A 15055-nucleotide genomic window follows, 5' to 3' on the forward strand; every position below is an offset into this window, starting at 1 on the left:
CCGCCGGCCCTGTGAGCGGATGTCAGTCCTCGGAGACCGTGCCGCCGGCCGCCAGGATCTTGTCCTTGGCGGAGCCGGAGACGCGGTCGACCACGACGTCCAGCTTGACGGTGATCTCGCCCGTGCCGAGCACCTTCACCGGCTGGCCCTTGCGGACCGCGCCCTTGGCGACGAGGCCCTCGACGGTGACGGAGCCACCCTCGGGGTACAGCGCGGCGAGCTTGTCCAGGTTGACGACCTGGTACTCGACGCGGAACGGGTTCTTGAACCCACGGAGCTTCGGGAGGCGCATGTGCAGAGGCATCTGCCCACCCTCGAAGCCTGCGGGAACCTGGTAGCGAGCCTTGGTGCCCTTGGTACCGCGACCCGCCGTCTTGCCCTTCGACGCCTCACCACGACCCACGCGGGTCTTGGCGGTCTTGGCGCCGGGAGCCGGACGCAGGTGGTGGACCTTGAGAGGCTGCGCCTTCTCGGTGTTGTCGGCCATGATCACTCGACCTCCTCGACGGTGACGAGGTGCGCCACCGTGGTGACCATGCCACGGATCTCCGGACGGTCCTCCTTCACGGCGGTGTCGCCGATCCGCTTGAGGCCGAGGGTCCGCAGCGTGTCACGCTGGTTCTGCTTGCCGCCGATGGCGGACTTGACCTGGGTGACCTTCAGACGAGGCATCACGCACCCACCTTCTCGTCCGCCTTGGCCGCCTTCTCGGCGAGACCGGCGGCCTGCGCACGCAGGAGCGCGGCCGGGGCCACGTCCTCGAGCGGCAGACCACGGCGGGCGGCCACGGCCGCCGGCTCCTCGAGGCCCTTGAGGGCCGCGACGGTGGCGTGCACGATGTTGATCGAGTTGGACGAGCCGAGCGACTTGCTCAGCACGTCGTGGATGCCGGCGCACTCCAGCACGGCGCGCACCGGACCACCGGCGATCACACCGGTACCCGGCGAGGCCGGACGCAGGAACACGACGCCGGCGGCCTCCTCACCCTGGACGGGGTGAGGGATGGTGCCCTGGATGCGCGGGACGCGGAAGAAGTTCTTCTTCGCCTCCTCGACACCCTTGGCGATCGCCGCGGGCACCTCCTTGGCCTTGCCGTAGCCGACACCGACGGTGCCGTCGCCGTCGCCCACCACGACCAGCGCGGTGAAGCTGAAGCGGCGACCACCCTTGACGACCTTCGAGACGCGGTTGATGGTCACCACGCGCTCGACGAAGGCGTTCTTGTCGGCCGCGTCGCGACCGCCACCACGGCGGTCGTCGCGACGGCCGCCACCACGGCGCCCGTCGTTCTTGTTGGACTCGTTGGCGCCCTGGGGGGCGCCGGTGCGCTGCCCTGCAGCCATCAGAGGATCCTCATCTTCCGTGCGAACTCGCGGACGTCGGCCATCACAGCTCCAGCCCCGCTTCCCGGGCGCCGTCGGCGACCGCAGCCACCCGACCGTGGTACTTGTTGCCACCGCGGTCGAAGACCACGGTCTCGACACCGACGGCCTTGGCACGCGCGGCGACGAGCTCGCCGACCTTGCGGGCCTTGGCGGTCTTGTCGCCGTCGAGGGCACGCAGGTCCGCCTCGAGGGTCGAGGCGGAAGCGACGGTCTTGCCGACCGTGTCGTCCACGATCTGCGCCACCATGTGGCGCGACGAACGGGTCACGACGAGGCGCGGACGCGCCGCGGTGCCCTTGATCTTCTTGCGCAGGCGCAGGTGACGGCGCTGACGAGCGACGGCCTTGCCCTTGCCCAGAACCTTGAGAGCCATCACTTACCAGCCTTTCCGACCTTGCGGCGGACGACCTCGCCGGCGTAGCGCACGCCCTTGCCCTTGTAGGGCTCGGGCTTGCGGATCTTGCGGATGTTCGCTGCGACCTCGCCGACCTGCTGCTTGTCGATACCCGCGACCGAGAACTTGGTCGGGCTCTCGACAGCGAAGGTGATGCCCTCCGGAGCCGTGACGGTCACCGGGTGCGAGAAGCCGAGGGCGAACTCGAGGCTCTGACCCTTGGCGGCCACGCGGTAACCGGTGCCGACGATCTCGAGCTTCTTCTCGTAGCCCTCGGTCACACCGGTGACGATGTTCGCGAGGAGGGTGCGCGTGAGGCCGTGCAGCGCACGGGACTTACGCTCGTCGTCCGGGCGCGACACCACGAGGGTGCCGGCGTCCTGCGCGACGGTGATGGGGGTGGGCACCGTGTGCTCCAGGGTCCCCTTCGGGCCCTTGACGGTCACGAGCGCACCGCTGATGGTGACGTCCACGCCGGCCGGGACCGGAACGGGGAGCTTGCCGATTCGAGACATGGCGATTCTCCTTTCCGGATTACCAGACGTAGGCGAGGACTTCGCCGCCGACGCCCTTGGCCTGGGCCTGACGGTCGGTCAGCAGGCCGGAGGACGTGGACAGGATCGCCACGCCGAGGCCGCCGAGGACCTGAGGCAGGTTGGTGGACTTCGCGTAGACGCGGAGACCGGGCTTCGAGACGCGGCGGACGCCGGTGAGGGCGCGCTCGCGGCTCGGGCCGTACTTGAGCGTGAGGGTGAGGGTCTTGCCGACCTTCGCGTCCTCGACGGTCCAGCCGGAGATGTAACCCTGCGCCTGCAGGATCTCCGCGATGTTCGACTTCAGCTTCGAGTGCGGCATGGTGACCGTCTCGTGGTGCGCCGAGTTCGCGTTACGCAGACGCGTGAGCATGTCTGCGATGGGGTCTGTCATGGTCATTGGGCTCCAGCCCTTCCTCGCCGGGGTATCCGGGGTGTGCGTGCACACGGCCCGGACCTACGGCGTAGTGGTTTTACCAGCTGCTCTTGGTGACGCCGGGGAGCTCGCCGCGGTGGGCCATCTCCCGCAGGCAGATCCGGCACAGGCCGAACTTGCGGTAGACCGAGTGCGGACGGCCGCAGCGCTGGCACCGGGTGTAGGCGCGGACGGCGAACTTCGGCTTGGCGTTCGCCTTGTTGATCAGGGCCTTCTTCGCCATGTCAGTTCTCCTTGAAGGGGAAGCCGAGACGGCGCAGCAGGGAGCGGCCCTCGTCATCGGTCGTCGCCGTGGTCACGACCGTGATGTCCATACCGCGGACGCGGTCGATCTTGTCCTGGTCGATCTCGTGGAACATCGACTGCTCCGTGAGACCGAAGGTGTAGTTGCCGTGCCCGTCGAACTGCTTCGGGCTCAGGCCGCGGAAGTCGCGGATACGCGGCAGCGCGATCGACAGCAGGCGGTCGAGGAACTCCCACATCCGGTCGCCGCGCAGCGTGACGTGCGCACCGATCGGCATGCCCTCACGCAGCTTGAACTGCGCGATGGACTTCTTCGCCCGCGTGACCTGGGGCTTCTGACCCGTGATCGCGGTGAGGTCGCGGATCGCGCCCTCGATGAGCTTGGAGTCCTTCGCCGCGTCACCGACACCCATGTTCACGACGATCTTGGTCAGACCGGCGACCTGCTGGATGTTCTGGTGGCCGAACTCCTCGCGCAGCGCCGCGATGATGTCCTCGCGGTACTTCTGCTTGAGGCGGGGGGTGGCCGGGGCCTCGAGAGTGGTCTCGGTCATCAGATGTCCTTCCCGGAACGCTTGGCGACGCGCACGCGGACGGTGCGGGTACGGCCGTCGCGCTCGACCTGCTCGGTACGGAACCCGACGCGCGTGCCCTTCTTGGTCTCCGGGTCGACGACCATCACGTTCGAGACGTGGATCGGCGCCTCGACGGTCTCGATGCCACCCGTGCGGGTGCCGCGAGCCGTCTGGCCGGCCTTCACGTGCTTGGTGACACGCTGCACGCCCTCGACCACGATGCGGTCGGAGTCCTTGAAGACCTCGAGCACGCGGCCCGTCTTGCCCTTGTCGCGACCGGCGATGACGATCACCTGGTCGCCCTTCTTGATCTTCGCCATGGTCAGAGCACCTCCGGCGCCAGCGAGACGATCTTCATGAACCGCTTGTCACGCAGCTCGCGCCCGACCGGGCCGAAGATGCGGGTGCCGCGGGGCTCGCCGTCGTTCTTGAGGATCACGGCGGCGTTCTCGTCGAACTTGATGTAGGAACCGTCGGGACGACGGCGCTCCTTGGCGGTCCGGACGATGACGGCCTTGACCACGTCGCCCTTCTTCACGTTGCCGCCGGGGATCGCGTCCTTGACGGTGGCGACGATGGTGTCGCCGATACCGGCGTAGCGACGGCCGGATCCACCGAGAACACGGATGCAGAGAATCTCCTTGGCACCCGTGTTGTCGGCGACCCGCAGTCGCGACTCCTGCTGGATCATCGATTGATCTCCTGTCGTCGAGCTGGTTCTCGTCCCGAGAGGTCCCGGGCGAGCCTTGCCGAACGGATAGTTGCTGTGGTGGTCAGGGCGGGCCGCATACGTGTGTCACGGCCCGCCCCGGCCGAAGGTCAGAAGACCTTCTGGATCACTTGGCCTTCTCGAGGATCTCCGTCAGGCGCCACCGCTTGGTCGCGGACAGCGGACGGGTCTCCATGATCTCGACCAGGTCGCCGATACCGGCGGAGTTCTGCTCGTCGTGCGCCTTCACCTTGGTGGTGGTGCGCAGGACCTTGCCGTACAGCGGGTGCTTCTTGCGGTCCTCGACCTCGACGACGATGGTCTTCTCCATCTTGTCGCTGACGACGTAGCCACGACGCACCTTGCGCGTACCGCGCTCGGTCGCGTCAGCGGCCACCGCGTTGGTGTTCTCGCTCATCGATGCCTCACTCACTCACGCTCGGGGCCGTGCGGATACCGAGCTCGCGCTCGTGCAGGACCGTGTAGATCCGCGCGATGTCGCGCTTGACGGCCTTGATCCGACCGTGGGACTCCAGCTGGCCGGTGGCCGACTGGAAACGGAGGTTGAACAGCTCCTCCTTGGCCTTCTTCAGCTCGACGACGAGCTTCTCGTCGTCGAAGCCATCGAGGTCAGCGGGGGCCAGGCCCTTGGTTCCGACTGCCATCAGTTAGCACCACCCTCGCGCACCACGAAACGGCACTTCATAGGGAGCTTGTGGATCGCGCGGCGCATGGCCTCGCGGGCCAGCTCCTCGTCCACGCCGGCCAGCTCGAAGACGATCCGGCCGGGCTTGACGTTGGCGACCCACCACTCGGGCGAGCCCTTACCGGAACCCATGCGGGTCTCGGCGGGCTTCTTGGTCAGGGGACGGTCCGGGTAGATGTTGATCCAGACCTTGCCGCCACGCTTGATGTGGCGGGTCATCGCGATACGAGCAGCCTCGATCTGGCGGTTGGTGACGTAGGCGGGCTCGAGAGCCTGGATGCCGAAGTCGCCGAACGCGATCGTGGTGCCACCCTTGGCAGCGCCGGAGCGCTTCGGGTGGTGCTGCTTGCGGTGCTTGAGCCTGCGCGGGATCAGCATGACTCAGGCCTCCGTTCCGGACTCGGGGCTCGCCGTCTGCTCGGCCGGCGCCGGGGCCGCGTCGGACGCGGGGGCGCTCTCGGCGGACGGCTGGGCCGGACGCTCGGGACGACGACCGCCACCACGGCGCTCCCCGCGCTCCGGCCCACGGCCACGACCCTGACGGGGCGCGGCGGTGGCCTGCTGCGCGGCGAACTCCTTCTCGGTCATGTCGCCCTTGTAGATCCACACCTTCACGCCGATGCGGCCGAAGGTGGTACGGGCCTCGAAGAAGCCGTAGTCGATGTTCGCGCGCAGCGTGTGCAGCGGCACACGACCCTCGCGGTAGAACTCCGACCGGCTCATCTCGGCGCCGCCGAGACGGCCCGAGACCTGGACGCGAATGCCCTTGGCACCGGCGCGCTGCGCGGACTGGATGCCCTTGCGCATGGCACGACGGAACGAGACGCGGCTCGCGAGCTGCTCGGCGATGCCCTGCGCGACCAGCTGCGCGTCGATCTCCGCGTTCTTGACCTCGAGGATGTTGAGCTGGACCTGCTTGCCCGTGAGCTTCTCGAGCTCGCCGCGGATGCGGTCGGCCTCGGCACCCCGGCGACCGATGACGATGCCCGGACGCGCCGTGTGGATGTCCACGCGGACGCGGTCGCGAGTGCGCTCGACCTCGACCTTGGAGATGCCGGCCCGCTCGAGACCGGTGCTCATGAGCTTGCGGATCGCCACGTCCTCGCGGACGTAGTCGCGGTACCGCTGACCAGGCTTGGTGCTGTCGGCGAACCAGCGCGACCGGTGGTCGGTGGTGATGCCGAGGCGGTACCCGTGCGGGTGAACCTTCTGCCCCACTATCGGGCCCCTTCCTTCTGCTCACGCGGTGCGACGACCACGGTGATGTGGCTGGTGCGCTTGAGGATCTGGCTCGCACGCCCCTGCGCCCGCGGACGGAACCGCTTGAGCGTCGGCCCCTCGTCGACGAACGCCGCCGAGACGAAGAGCTCCGTCTCGTCGAAGCGCTCGCTGGCGCGGTCGGCCTTCACCCGGGCGTTCGCGACGGCGCTCTCCACAACCTTGCGGATCGGCTCGCTCGCGGCCTGCGGCGCGAACTTCAGCACCGCGACGGCCTCGGCGGCCTGCTTGCCACGGATGAGGTCCACGACGCGCCGGGCCTTCTGGGGCGTGACACGGACGAACCGCGCCTGCGCCTTGGCTTCCATTGCTGTCCTGCTTTCCTGTATCGAAGACAGTCCAGGTCAGTCATCTACTGAGTCAGAGGTCAAGACCTCTGGCTCAGCGACGACGACCCTTCTTGTCGTCCTTCACGTGGCCGCGGAAGGTTCGCGTGGGAGCGAACTCGCCGAGCTTGTGGCCGACCATCGCCTCGGTGACGAAGACCGGGGTGTGCTTCCGGCCGTCGTGCACGGCAAAGGTGTGACCGAGGAAGTCGGGCGTGATGACCGACCGACGGGACCAGGTCTTGATGACGTTCTTGGTCCCCTTCTCGTTCTGAGCGTCCACCTTCTTCTGCAGGTGGTCGTCGACGAAGGGGCCCTTCTTCAGGCTACGAGGCATCTGTCAGGCTCCTATCAGCGCTTCTTGCCGGTGCGGCGACGGCGGACGATCAGCTTGTCGCTCGGCTTGTTCGGGCGGCGGGTCCGGCCCTCGGGCTGGCCCCACGGGCTGACCGGGTGGCGACCACCGGAGGTCTTGCCCTCACCACCACCGTGCGGGTGGTCGACCGGGTTCATGACGACACCACGCACGGTCGGGCGGACGCCCTTCCAGCGCATGCGGCCGGCCTTGCCCCAGTTGATGTTCGACTGCTCGGCGTTGCCCACCTCGCCGACCGTGGCGCGGCAGCGCAGGTCGACGTTGCGGATCTCGCCGGACGGCATGCGCAGCTGCGCGTACGGGCCGTCCTTGGCGACGAGCTGCACGGACGCACCGGCCGAGCGGGCGATCTTCGCGCCGCCGCCGGGGCGGAGCTCGACGGCGTGGATGACCGTACCGGTCGGGATGTTGCGCAGCGGCAGGTTGTTGCCGGGCTTGATGTCGGCGCCGGCACCGGCCTCGACGACGTCGCCCTGCGACAGCTTGTTCGGCGCGATGATGTAGCGCTTCGTGCCGTCCGCGTAGTGCAGGAGCGCGATCCGAGCCGTGCGGTTCGGGTCGTACTCGATGTGCGCGACCTTCGCAGGCACGCCGTCCTTGTCGTGGCGACGGAAGTCGATCACGCGGTAGGCACGCTTGTGGCCACCGCCCTTGTGACGGGTCGTGATGCGACCGGAGTTGTTGCGCCCACCCGTCTTGGACAGCGGACGGACCAGAGACTTCTCCGGCTGCGAGCGCGTGATCTCGACGAAGTCGGCGACGCTGGAGCCGCGGCGGCCGGGCGTCGTCGGCTTGTACTTACGGATTCCCATGGGTTAGTCCTCGATCTGCTCTCTGCGCCTCAGGAAGCCGGACCGCCGAAGATGTCGATCGTGCCCTCACGGAGGGTCACAATCGCGCGCTTCGTGTCCTTGCGCTTGCCCAGGCCGAAGCGCGTGCGACGCGCCTTGCCCTTGCGGTTGATCGTGTTGACCGAGTCGACCTTGACGCCGAAGACCTGCTCGACCGCGATCTTGATCTCGGTCTTGTTGGCCCGCGGGTCCACGACGAAGGTGTACTTGCCCTCGTCGAGGAGGTTGTAGGACTTCTCGGAGACGACCGGCGCGATCAGGATGTCGCGCGGGTCCTTCGTCACGGCGGTCACTTGGTGGCCTCCTCGGTCTCGGCCGCCTCGGACTCCGTGGCGACGGCCTTCACGGACTTGCCCGTGGCCGGGCCGGCGAGGAACGCGGCGAGCGCACCCTCCGTGAAGACGACGTCGTCGGAGACGAGCACGTCGTAGGTGTTGAGCTGGTCCGCCGTCAGCAGGTGGACCTGCTGGACGTTGCGGAGCGACTTGATCGTCAGCTCGTCCGAGCGCTCGGTGACCACGAGGACGTGCGTGCGCTCGGTGAGCGCGGCGATCGTCTTGACGGCGGTCTTGGTCGACGGCGCACCGTCGAGGCCGAAGCCGGAGACCACGTGGACGCGGCCGGCGCGAGCCCGGTCGGACAGGGCACCGCGGAGAGCGGCGGCCTTCATCTTCTTCGGGGTCCGCTGGTCGTACTTGCGCGGCTGCGGGCCGTGGACGGTGCCACCACCAGCGAACTGCGGGGCGCGGGTCGAACCCTGACGGGCGCGGCCGGTGCCCTTCTGCTTGTACGGCTTCCTGCCACCACCGCGGACCTCGCCGCGGGTCTTGGTGGAGTGCGTGCCCTGACGGGCTGCGGCGCGCTGCGCCACGACCACCTGGTGGATCAGCGGGACGTTGGTGTCGATGTCGAACACCTCGGCGGGAAGCTCGGCGGTGCCGGCCTTCTTGCCCTGGGCGTCGAGCACGTCGACGGTCTGGTTAGCCATGGGGGTCACGCACCCTTCGCGGCGCTACGCACGACGACGACGCCACCCTTGGGGCCGGGAACCGCGCCCTTGACGAGCAGCAGACCCTTCTCGGCGTCGACCGCGTGGACGGTCAGGTTCTGGACGGTCATGCGGGCGTGGCCCATACGACCGGCCATCCGCAGACCCTTGAAGACGCGCGACGGCGTCGATGCGCCACCGATCGAGCCGGGCTTGCGGTGGTTACGGTGAGCACCGTGGGAGGCGCCGACGCCGGAGAAGCCGTGGCGCTTCATGACACCGGCGGTGCCCTTGCCCTTGGTGGTGCCGACGACGTCGACCACGGTGCCGGCCTCGAAGGCGGCGGCGGTGATCTCCTGGCCGAGCGTGAACTCGGCGGCGTCCTCGGTGCGGACCTCGGCGACGTGACGGCGCGGCGTGACGCCGGCCTTCTCGAAGTGGCCCTTGAGCGGCTTGGTGACCTTGCGCGGGTCGATCTGGCCGGCGGCGAGCTGGATGGCCGCGTAGCCGTCGGCGTCCGCGGAGCGGACCTGCGTCACGACGTTGGTCGGGACGGCCACGACGGTGACGGGGACGAGGCGACCTGCGTCGTCCCACAGCTGCGTCATACCGAGCTTGGTGCCGAGCACCGCGGTCACGTTCTTCTGCTGGTTGGTCATGTTGTCCCCCAGCCTCAGAGCTTGATCTCGATGTTCACGTCGGCAGGCAGGTCGATACGCATGAGCGAGTCGACGGCCTTCGGCGTGGGATCGATGATGTCGATGAGCCGCTTGTGCGTGCGCATCTCGAAGTGCTCGCGGCTGTCCTTGTACTTGTGAGGCGACCGGATGACGGTGAAGACGTTCTTCTCCGTCGGCAGCGGCACCGGGCCCACGACCGTCGCACCAGCGCGCGTCACCGTGTCGACGATCTTGCGCGCCGAGCTGTCGATGACCTCGTGGTCGTAGGACTTGAGCCGGATGCGGATCTTCTGTCCCGCCATGGCGTCGTCTGACTCTCTCTCTCGAACCGCTACTGTCCGACCCCCGCGCTCGGGCGTGTCGCTCTTGTGTCAAAGCAGAGCGACATACCAGGGCGCACACCGAACCGGCGTGGGGCCGTTGGATGTGGTCCGCGAGGCGGACCACGACGTTTGTCTGGCCTGTCGAGACATGTGTCCCGCGGGGCGCTCTAGCGCGTCGACAGCCGGCAACCCCGCGACCCCTCACCGGGAGGGGAACCGCTCCAGGCGACGCGGGCCGTTCCGGAGATCCGGACCGGCGCACGCACCGTGGTGCTACACACTGTTCGACACGAGAAAGAACGCGCCCGTGACAGGCAACCTGAACATCTTGCCACAGAGAACCCCCGGATTCCAAGCCGGAACGGGGTTCGACCGCTGTGACGCCGGACGCACCGGAGGCCCGGACCCTTGCGGGGCCCGGGCCTCCGGGTGCTTTAGTCAGTCAGATCACTTGATGATCTTCGTGACACGGCCGGACCCGACCGTGCGGCCACCCTCACGGATGGCGAAGCCGAGGCCCTCCTCCATGGCGATCGGCTGGATCAGCGCGACCGTCATCTCGGTGTTGTCGCCGGGCATGACCATCTCGGTGCCCTCGGGCAGCGTGATGACGCCGGTGACGTCCGTCGTACGGAAGTAGAACTGCGGACGGTAGTTCGAGTAGAACGGGTTGTGACGCCCACCCTCGTCCTTGCCCAGGATGTAGACCTGAGCCTCGAAGTCGGTGTGCGGGGTGATCGAACCCGGCTTCACGACGACCTGGCCGCGCTCGACGTCCTCGCGCTTGATGCCGCGCAGGAGCAGACCGGTGTTGTCGCCGGCCTGAGCCTGGTCCATCTGCTTGTGGAACGTCTCGATACCGGTGACCGTGGTCTTCTGCGGCACGCGGATGCCGACGATCTCGACCTCGGAGTTGACGTCGAGCGTGCCACGCTCCACCTTGCCGGTCACGACGGTGCCGCGGCCGGTGATGGTGAAGACGTCCTCGATCGGCATGAGGAACGGCTTGTCGAGCTCGCGCACGGGGTCGGGGACGTTCTCGTCCACGGCCTCCATGAGCTCCAGGATCTTCTTGGTCCACTCGGCGTCGCCCTCGAGAGCCTTGAGGCCCGAGACGCGCACGACCGGAGCGTTGTCGCCGTCGAACTCCTGCGACGACAGCAGCTCGCGGACCTCCATCTCGACGAGCTCGAGGATCTCCTCGTCGTCGACCATGTCGGCCTTGTTCAGCGCGACCAGCAGGTAGGGCACGCCCACCTGGCGGGCCAGCAGCACGTGCTCGCGCGTCTGGGCCATCGGACCGTCGGTCGCGGCGACCACCAGGATCGCGCCGTCCATCTGGGCGGCACCGGTGATCATGTTCTTGATGTAGTCGGCGTGACCCGGCGCGTCGACGTGCGCGTAGTGACGCTTCGGCGTCTCGTACTCGATGTGCGCGATGTTGATCGTGATACCGCGCTGCTTCTCCTCCGGCGCGGCGTCGATCTCGTCGAAGTTGCGCTGCGTGTTCGCCGGAAGGTCGGGGTACGTGTCCGCAAGCGTCTTCGAGATCGCGGCAGTCAGCGTCGTCTTACCGTGGTCGACGTGCCCGATCGTGCCGATGTTGACGTGCGGCTTGGTCCGCTCGAACTTGGCCTTAGCCACTGGGGTCCTCCTGGGACTTGGGTAGATGTTCCCGAACGTTGCGAGACTCGGCCAAGAAGCCTACATCCCGCGGGGCGACGGGGTTTCCTACAGGTTGATTGTTGTGCTGGTCGTCGACCTGTGGGGACTCACTCGCCCCGGGTCTTCTTGATGATCTCGTCAGCAACGTTACGAGGAACCTCGGCGTAGCTGTCGAACTGCATCGAGTACACGGCACGGCCCTGCGTCTTGGAACGCAGGTCACCGATGTACCCGAACATCTCGCTCAACGGTACCTGGGCGCGCACGACCTTGACACCGGTCGCGTCCTCCATGGACTGGATCATCCCACGACGCGAGTTGATGTCGCCGATCACGTCGCCCATGTACTCCTCGGGCGTCCGGACCTCGACCGCCATGACGGGCTCGAGGATGACCGGGTCGGCTCGCTTGATGCCCTCCTTGAAGACCATCGAGCCGGCGATCTTGAACGCCATCTCCGAGGAGTCGACGTCGTGGTAGGCGCCGTCGAGCAGCGTGGCCTTGACCCCGACCACGGGGAACCCGGCCAGCACGCCCTGCTGCATCGCCGACTGGATGCCGGCGTCCACGGACGGGATGTACTCGCGCGGGATGCGTCCACCGGTGACGGCGTTGACGAACTCGTAGAGCTCGCCCTCGTCCGTCTCGAGCGGCTCGAAGGTCACCTGGACCTTCGCGAACTGGCCCGAGCCACCGGTCTGCTTCTTGTGCGTGTAGTCGATCTTCTCCGCGGTGCGGCGGATCGTCTCGCGGTACGCCACCTGCGGCTTGCCGACGTTCGCCTCGACGCGGAACTCGCGACGCATGCGGTCGACGAGGATGTCGAGGTGGAGCTCGCCCATGCCGCCGATGACGGTCTGGCCGGTCTCCTCGTCCAGCTTGACGCGGAAGGTCGGGTCCTCCTGGGCGAGCTTCTGGATCGCCGTGGAGAGCTTCTCCTGGTCGGCCTTCGTCTTCGGCTCGATGGCCACGTCGATGACCGGCTCGGGGAAGGTCATCGACTCGAGGATGACCGGGTTCGCGGGGTCGCAGAGCGTGTCACCGGTGGTGACGTCCTTGAGCCCGATGAACGCGTAGATGTGGCCGGCGTGGGCCTCCTCGACCGGGTTCTCCTTGTTGGAGTGCATCTGGAAGAGCTTCCCGATGCGCTCCTTCTTGCCCTTGGTCGAGTTCTGGACCTGCGCGCCCTGCGCGACCTTGCCCGAGTACACGCGGACGTAGGTGAGCTTGCCGAAGAACGGGTGCGTGGCGACCTTGAAGGCGAGAGCCGAGAACGGCTCCGACTCGTCCGGGCGACGCTCGATGATCGTCTCGGAGTCCTTGACGTCGTGGCCCTGGACGGCCGGCACGTCGAGCGGCGTCGGCAGGTAGTCGATCACGGCGTCGAGCATGGGCTGCACGCCCTTGTTCTTGAACGCCGAGCCGCACAGCACCGGGAAGGCCTGCGAGCTGATGACGAGCTTGCGGATGCCGGACTTGATCTCGGCGACCGACAGCTCCTCGCCGCCCAGGAACTTCTCGAGCAGCTCGTCGTCGGCCTCCGCGACCGCCTCGACGAGCTCGGCCCGGTACTGCTCGGCCTTCTCGACGAGGTCCGCGGGGATCTCCTCGACGGCGTACTCCTCGCCCATCTTGGTGTCGCCGCGCCAGGTGAGCGCCTTCATCTCGAGGAGGTCGACGACGCCCTCGAAGTCGTTCTCGGCACCGATCGGGAGCTGGATGACCAGCGGCTTCGCCTTGAGGCGGTTGACGATGGTGTCGACCGTGAAGTAGAAGTCGGCGCCCAGCTTGTCCATCTTGTTGACGAAGCAGATGCGCGGGACGTCGTACTTGTCGGCCTGGCGCCACACGGTCTCCGACTGGGGCTCCACGCCCTCCTTGCCGTCGAACACCGCGACCGCGCCGTCGAGCACGCGGAGGGAACGCTCCACCTCGACGGTGAAGTCCACGTGACCGGGGGTGTCGATGATGTTGATCTGGTTGTTCTTCCAGTAGCAGGTCGTCGCGGCGGACGTGATCGTGATGCCGCGCTCCTGCTCCTGCTCCATCCAGTCCATCGTCGACGCACCGTCGTGCGTCTCACCGATCTTGTAGTTCACACCCGTGTAGAACAGGATGCGCTCGGTGGTGGTGGTCTTGCCGGCATCGATGTGGGCCATGATGCCGATGTTGCGGACCTTGTTCAGGTCGGTCAGCACGTCGAGTGCCACGGTGCGTTACCCCTTGTCGGTGGAAGGTCGGAAGCCGGGCCGGAGGGCCGGCTGCCGGCCGGTTCCGGATCCGCGGACGGCCCCGGGGATCACCTGGGGCCGTCCGTGCGCATCACCAGCGGTAGTGCGCGAAGGCCTTGTTCGAGTCGGCCATCTTGTGCATGTCCTCACGGCGCTTCACCGCGGCACCGAGGCCGTTGGAGGCGTCGAGGATCTCGTTCATGAGGCGCTCGGTCATCGTCTTCTCGCGACGAGCGCGCGAGAAGTCGGTGAGCCAGCGCAGCGCGAGCGTCGTGGAGCGCGCGGGACGGACCTCGACGGGCACCTGGTAGGTGGCGCCACCGACACGGCGGGAGCGGACCTCGAGAGCCGGGCGGACGTTCTCCAGCGCGCGCTTGAGCACGACGACCGGGTCCTGGTCCGTCTTGGCACGGACGCCCTCGAGGGCGCCGTAGACGATCGCCTCGGCGGTGGACTTCTTGCCGTCGAGCAGGACCTTGTTGATCAGCTGCGTGACGACGGGCGACCCGTAGACGGGGTCGACGATGAGCGGCCGCTTGGGGGCCGGACCCTTGCGAGGCATCAGGCCTTCTCCTTCTTCGCGCCGTACTTGCTGCGACCCTGCTTGCGGTTCTTCACGCCCTGCGTGTCGAGCGCGCCGCGCACGATCTTGTAGCGGACACCCGGGAGGTCCTTCACACGGCCGCCGCGCACGAGCACGATCGAGTGCTCCTGCAGGTTGTGGCCGACGCCGGGGATGTACGCCGTGACCTCGGTACCGGAGGACAGCTTGACGCGCGCGACCTTGCGGAGCGCGGAGTTCGGCTTCTTGGGGGTGGTGGTGTACACGCGCGTGCACACGCCGCGCCGCTGGGGGGAGGCCTTGAGGGCGGGCGTCTTCGACGCCGTAGCCTTCGTGCTCCGGCCCTTGCGGACGAGCTGCTGGATCGTAGGCACTACGTCTCCGTCGTCTTCTCGAGCTCACGAGGGCCGGCCGGCCCTCGACGGTGGTCTGTCTGGCTTGTGCGTGCCGATCGCATGCGGCACCCGCGGCCCTCACGGACCGCAACGCCACTTACCACCGGCTCGATGGCCCGGGCCCGCTCCCCGTCCTCGCGGACGGTCCGAGCGATCTTCCCGGGGTACCCGTGCGCTCAGGTCGGCGACGCCTCCGGCAGCCAGTCCGAGCCGAGGCTCTGGGCTGACAGCGGGATGCGCGCGCGACGGCACGGGCACGGCTTCCTAGATTACCCGCGGAAGCAAGCGGGGTCAAAGGTTCGGGACGGACGCCCGCTGTGACGTGCGCCGCCCTGCCCCTGCGGGGGGCGCGAAGGCCGCGAGGCGGCGCAGTCGGCACACGTCCGGGGACGTGGGCCC

Annotated in this window: 25 protein-coding genes; all 25 read right to left on the minus strand. The window is 67.8% G+C overall.

What is annotated here, in order from left to right:
- Window positions 1–22: 22 nt before the first annotated feature.
- Window positions 23–487: a 50S ribosomal protein L15 gene (rplO, locus tag ACFT55_RS12590; RefSeq protein ID WP_380244181.1), complete on the minus strand. Its 465-nt coding sequence runs from the start codon at window positions 485–487 to the stop codon at window positions 23–25.
- Window positions 488–489: 2 nt separating this feature from the next.
- Complete coding sequence (gene rpmD / locus ACFT55_RS12595; RefSeq protein WP_079573239.1) at window positions 490–672, minus strand: 50S ribosomal protein L30; 183 nt, start codon at window positions 670–672, stop codon at window positions 490–492.
- Entirely contained in the window at window positions 672–1343 is a 672-nt protein-coding gene (rpsE, locus tag ACFT55_RS12600) for a 30S ribosomal protein S5 (RefSeq protein WP_380244182.1), read from the minus strand. Before rpsE ends, rpmD begins: the two co-directional genes overlap by 1 nt.
- A 43-nt stretch (window positions 1344–1386) precedes the next feature.
- Entirely contained in the window at window positions 1387–1758 is a 372-nt protein-coding gene (gene rplR, locus ACFT55_RS12605) for a 50S ribosomal protein L18 (RefSeq protein ID WP_380244183.1), read from the minus strand.
- On the minus strand, window positions 1758–2294 hold the full coding sequence (gene rplF, locus ACFT55_RS12610) for a 50S ribosomal protein L6 (protein WP_380244184.1): 537 nt from the start codon (window positions 2292–2294) through the stop codon (window positions 1758–1760). The genes rplR and rplF overlap by 1 nt, the downstream gene beginning before the upstream one ends.
- 19 nt (window positions 2295–2313) lie before the next feature.
- Window positions 2314–2712, minus strand: coding sequence for a 30S ribosomal protein S8 (gene rpsH / locus ACFT55_RS12615; RefSeq protein WP_380244185.1), 399 nt, complete (start codon window positions 2710–2712; stop codon window positions 2314–2316).
- Between the two features lie 73 nt (window positions 2713–2785).
- Complete coding sequence (locus tag ACFT55_RS12620) at window positions 2786–2971, minus strand: type Z 30S ribosomal protein S14 (RefSeq protein WP_013837851.1); 186 nt, start codon at window positions 2969–2971, stop codon at window positions 2786–2788.
- 1 nt (window position 2972) lies between these two features.
- Entirely contained in the window at window positions 2973–3545 is a 573-nt protein-coding gene (rplE, locus tag ACFT55_RS12625) for a 50S ribosomal protein L5 (protein ID WP_380244186.1), read from the minus strand.
- Window positions 3545–3886, minus strand: coding sequence for a 50S ribosomal protein L24 (gene rplX, locus ACFT55_RS12630; RefSeq protein ID WP_380244187.1), 342 nt, complete (start codon window positions 3884–3886; stop codon window positions 3545–3547). Before rplX ends, rplE begins: the two co-directional genes overlap by 1 nt.
- A 2-nt stretch (window positions 3887–3888) precedes the next feature.
- Window positions 3889–4257 carry a 50S ribosomal protein L14 gene (gene rplN / locus ACFT55_RS12635; RefSeq protein WP_380244188.1) on the minus strand — a complete coding sequence of 123 codons (369 nt, stop codon included), beginning with the start codon at window positions 4255–4257 and terminating at the stop codon, window positions 3889–3891.
- A 145-nt stretch (window positions 4258–4402) separates the two neighbouring features.
- A complete protein-coding gene (gene rpsQ, locus ACFT55_RS12640; protein ID WP_380244189.1) occupies window positions 4403–4693 on the minus strand; it encodes a 30S ribosomal protein S17 in 291 nt (96 codons plus the stop codon).
- A gap of 7 nt (window positions 4694–4700) precedes the next feature.
- Window positions 4701–4940, minus strand: a complete 240-nt coding sequence (gene rpmC, locus ACFT55_RS12645; RefSeq protein WP_380244190.1) for a 50S ribosomal protein L29 — start codon at window positions 4938–4940, stop codon at window positions 4701–4703.
- On the minus strand, window positions 4940–5359 hold the full coding sequence (gene rplP / locus ACFT55_RS12650) for a 50S ribosomal protein L16 (RefSeq protein WP_380244191.1): 420 nt from the start codon (window positions 5357–5359) through the stop codon (window positions 4940–4942). The genes rpmC and rplP overlap by 1 nt, the downstream gene beginning before the upstream one ends.
- Window positions 5360–5362: 3 nt before the next feature.
- Window positions 5363–6199 (minus strand): 30S ribosomal protein S3, encoded by an 837-nt coding sequence (rpsC, locus tag ACFT55_RS12655; RefSeq protein ID WP_380244192.1) that lies wholly within the window; start codon window positions 6197–6199, stop codon window positions 5363–5365.
- Window positions 6199–6567 carry a 50S ribosomal protein L22 gene (rplV, locus tag ACFT55_RS12660; protein WP_079572426.1) on the minus strand — a complete coding sequence of 123 codons (369 nt, stop codon included), beginning with the start codon at window positions 6565–6567 and terminating at the stop codon, window positions 6199–6201. The genes rpsC and rplV overlap by 1 nt, the downstream gene beginning before the upstream one ends.
- Window positions 6568–6640: 73 nt before the next feature.
- On the minus strand, window positions 6641–6922 hold the full coding sequence (gene rpsS / locus ACFT55_RS12665; protein WP_075829208.1) for a 30S ribosomal protein S19: 282 nt from the start codon (window positions 6920–6922) through the stop codon (window positions 6641–6643).
- 14 nt (window positions 6923–6936) lie between these two features.
- The gene (gene rplB, locus ACFT55_RS12670) at window positions 6937–7773 is read right to left on the minus strand and encodes a 50S ribosomal protein L2 (protein ID WP_079572422.1); all 837 of its coding nucleotides are present in this window, start codon (window positions 7771–7773) and stop codon (window positions 6937–6939) included.
- Between the two features lie 29 nt (window positions 7774–7802).
- Window positions 7803–8105: a 50S ribosomal protein L23 gene (gene rplW / locus ACFT55_RS12675; protein WP_079572420.1), complete on the minus strand. Its 303-nt coding sequence runs from the start codon at window positions 8103–8105 to the stop codon at window positions 7803–7805.
- Window positions 8102–8800 carry a 50S ribosomal protein L4 gene (rplD, locus tag ACFT55_RS12680; protein WP_380244193.1) on the minus strand — a complete coding sequence of 233 codons (699 nt, stop codon included), beginning with the start codon at window positions 8798–8800 and terminating at the stop codon, window positions 8102–8104. Before rplD ends, rplW begins: the two co-directional genes overlap by 4 nt.
- A 5-nt stretch (window positions 8801–8805) precedes the next feature.
- Window positions 8806–9459, minus strand: coding sequence for a 50S ribosomal protein L3 (gene rplC, locus ACFT55_RS12685; RefSeq protein WP_380244194.1), 654 nt, complete (start codon window positions 9457–9459; stop codon window positions 8806–8808).
- A 14-nt stretch (window positions 9460–9473) separates the two neighbouring features.
- Window positions 9474–9782 (minus strand): 30S ribosomal protein S10, encoded by a 309-nt coding sequence (rpsJ, locus tag ACFT55_RS12690; RefSeq protein WP_013837837.1) that lies wholly within the window; start codon window positions 9780–9782, stop codon window positions 9474–9476.
- 468 nt (window positions 9783–10250) lie between these two features.
- Window positions 10251–11447 carry an elongation factor Tu gene (gene tuf, locus ACFT55_RS12695; protein ID WP_380244195.1) on the minus strand — a complete coding sequence of 399 codons (1197 nt, stop codon included), beginning with the start codon at window positions 11445–11447 and terminating at the stop codon, window positions 10251–10253.
- Window positions 11448–11575: 128 nt separating this feature from the next.
- Window positions 11576–13678, minus strand: coding sequence for an elongation factor G (gene fusA, locus ACFT55_RS12700; protein WP_380244196.1), 2103 nt, complete (start codon window positions 13676–13678; stop codon window positions 11576–11578).
- Window positions 13679–13790: 112 nt separating this feature from the next.
- Window positions 13791–14261 carry a 30S ribosomal protein S7 gene (gene rpsG, locus ACFT55_RS12705; protein WP_380244197.1) on the minus strand — a complete coding sequence of 157 codons (471 nt, stop codon included), beginning with the start codon at window positions 14259–14261 and terminating at the stop codon, window positions 13791–13793.
- Window positions 14261–14635, minus strand: coding sequence for a 30S ribosomal protein S12 (gene rpsL / locus ACFT55_RS12710; RefSeq protein ID WP_079572407.1), 375 nt, complete (start codon window positions 14633–14635; stop codon window positions 14261–14263). Before rpsL ends, rpsG begins: the two co-directional genes overlap by 1 nt.
- Window positions 14636–15055: the final 420 nt, after the last annotated feature.

The organism is Isoptericola sp. NPDC057191 (assembly GCF_042670225.1).
Classification (GTDB): Bacteria; Actinomycetota; Actinomycetes; order Actinomycetales; family Cellulomonadaceae; genus Isoptericola.

Coding starts and splice junctions, on each gene's coding strand:
- rplO (WP_380244181.1), bottom strand. CDS start 487: ATGGCCGACAACACCGAGAAGGCGCAGCCTCTCAAGGTCCACCACCTG.
- rpmD (WP_079573239.1), bottom strand. CDS start 672: ATGCCTCGTCTGAAGGTCACCCAGGTCAAGTCCGCCATCGGCGGCAAG.
- rpsE (WP_380244182.1), bottom strand. CDS start 1,343: ATGGCTGCAGGGCAGCGCACCGGCGCCCCCCAGGGCGCCAACGAGTCC.
- rplR (WP_380244183.1), bottom strand. CDS start 1,758: ATGGCTCTCAAGGTTCTGGGCAAGGGCAAGGCCGTCGCTCGTCAGCGC.
- rplF (WP_380244184.1), bottom strand. CDS start 2,294: ATGTCTCGAATCGGCAAGCTCCCCGTTCCGGTCCCGGCCGGCGTGGAC.
- rpsH (WP_380244185.1), bottom strand. CDS start 2,712: ATGACCATGACAGACCCCATCGCAGACATGCTCACGCGTCTGCGTAAC.
- ACFT55_RS12620 (WP_013837851.1), bottom strand. CDS start 2,971: ATGGCGAAGAAGGCCCTGATCAACAAGGCGAACGCCAAGCCGAAGTTC.
- rplE (WP_380244186.1), bottom strand. CDS start 3,545: ATGACCGAGACCACTCTCGAGGCCCCGGCCACCCCCCGCCTCAAGCAG.
- rplX (WP_380244187.1), bottom strand. CDS start 3,886: ATGGCGAAGATCAAGAAGGGCGACCAGGTGATCGTCATCGCCGGTCGC.
- rplN (WP_380244188.1), bottom strand. CDS start 4,257: ATGATCCAGCAGGAGTCGCGACTGCGGGTCGCCGACAACACGGGTGCC.
- rpsQ (WP_380244189.1), bottom strand. CDS start 4,693: ATGAGCGAGAACACCAACGCGGTGGCCGCTGACGCGACCGAGCGCGGT.
- rpmC (WP_380244190.1), bottom strand. CDS start 4,940: ATGGCAGTCGGAACCAAGGGCCTGGCCCCCGCTGACCTCGATGGCTTC.
- rplP (WP_380244191.1), bottom strand. CDS start 5,359: ATGCTGATCCCGCGCAGGCTCAAGCACCGCAAGCAGCACCACCCGAAG.
- rplV (WP_079572426.1), bottom strand. CDS start 6,567: ATGGAAGCCAAGGCGCAGGCGCGGTTCGTCCGTGTCACGCCCCAGAAG.
- rpsS (WP_075829208.1), bottom strand. CDS start 6,922: ATGCCTCGTAGCCTGAAGAAGGGCCCCTTCGTCGACGACCACCTGCAG.
- rplB (WP_079572422.1), bottom strand. CDS start 7,773: ATGGGAATCCGTAAGTACAAGCCGACGACGCCCGGCCGCCGCGGCTCC.
- rplD (WP_380244193.1), bottom strand. CDS start 8,800: ATGGCTAACCAGACCGTCGACGTGCTCGACGCCCAGGGCAAGAAGGCC.
- rplC (WP_380244194.1), bottom strand. CDS start 9,459: ATGACCAACCAGCAGAAGAACGTGACCGCGGTGCTCGGCACCAAGCTC.
- rpsJ (WP_013837837.1), bottom strand. CDS start 9,782: ATGGCGGGACAGAAGATCCGCATCCGGCTCAAGTCCTACGACCACGAG.
- rpsG (WP_380244197.1), bottom strand. CDS start 14,261: ATGCCTCGCAAGGGTCCGGCCCCCAAGCGGCCGCTCATCGTCGACCCC.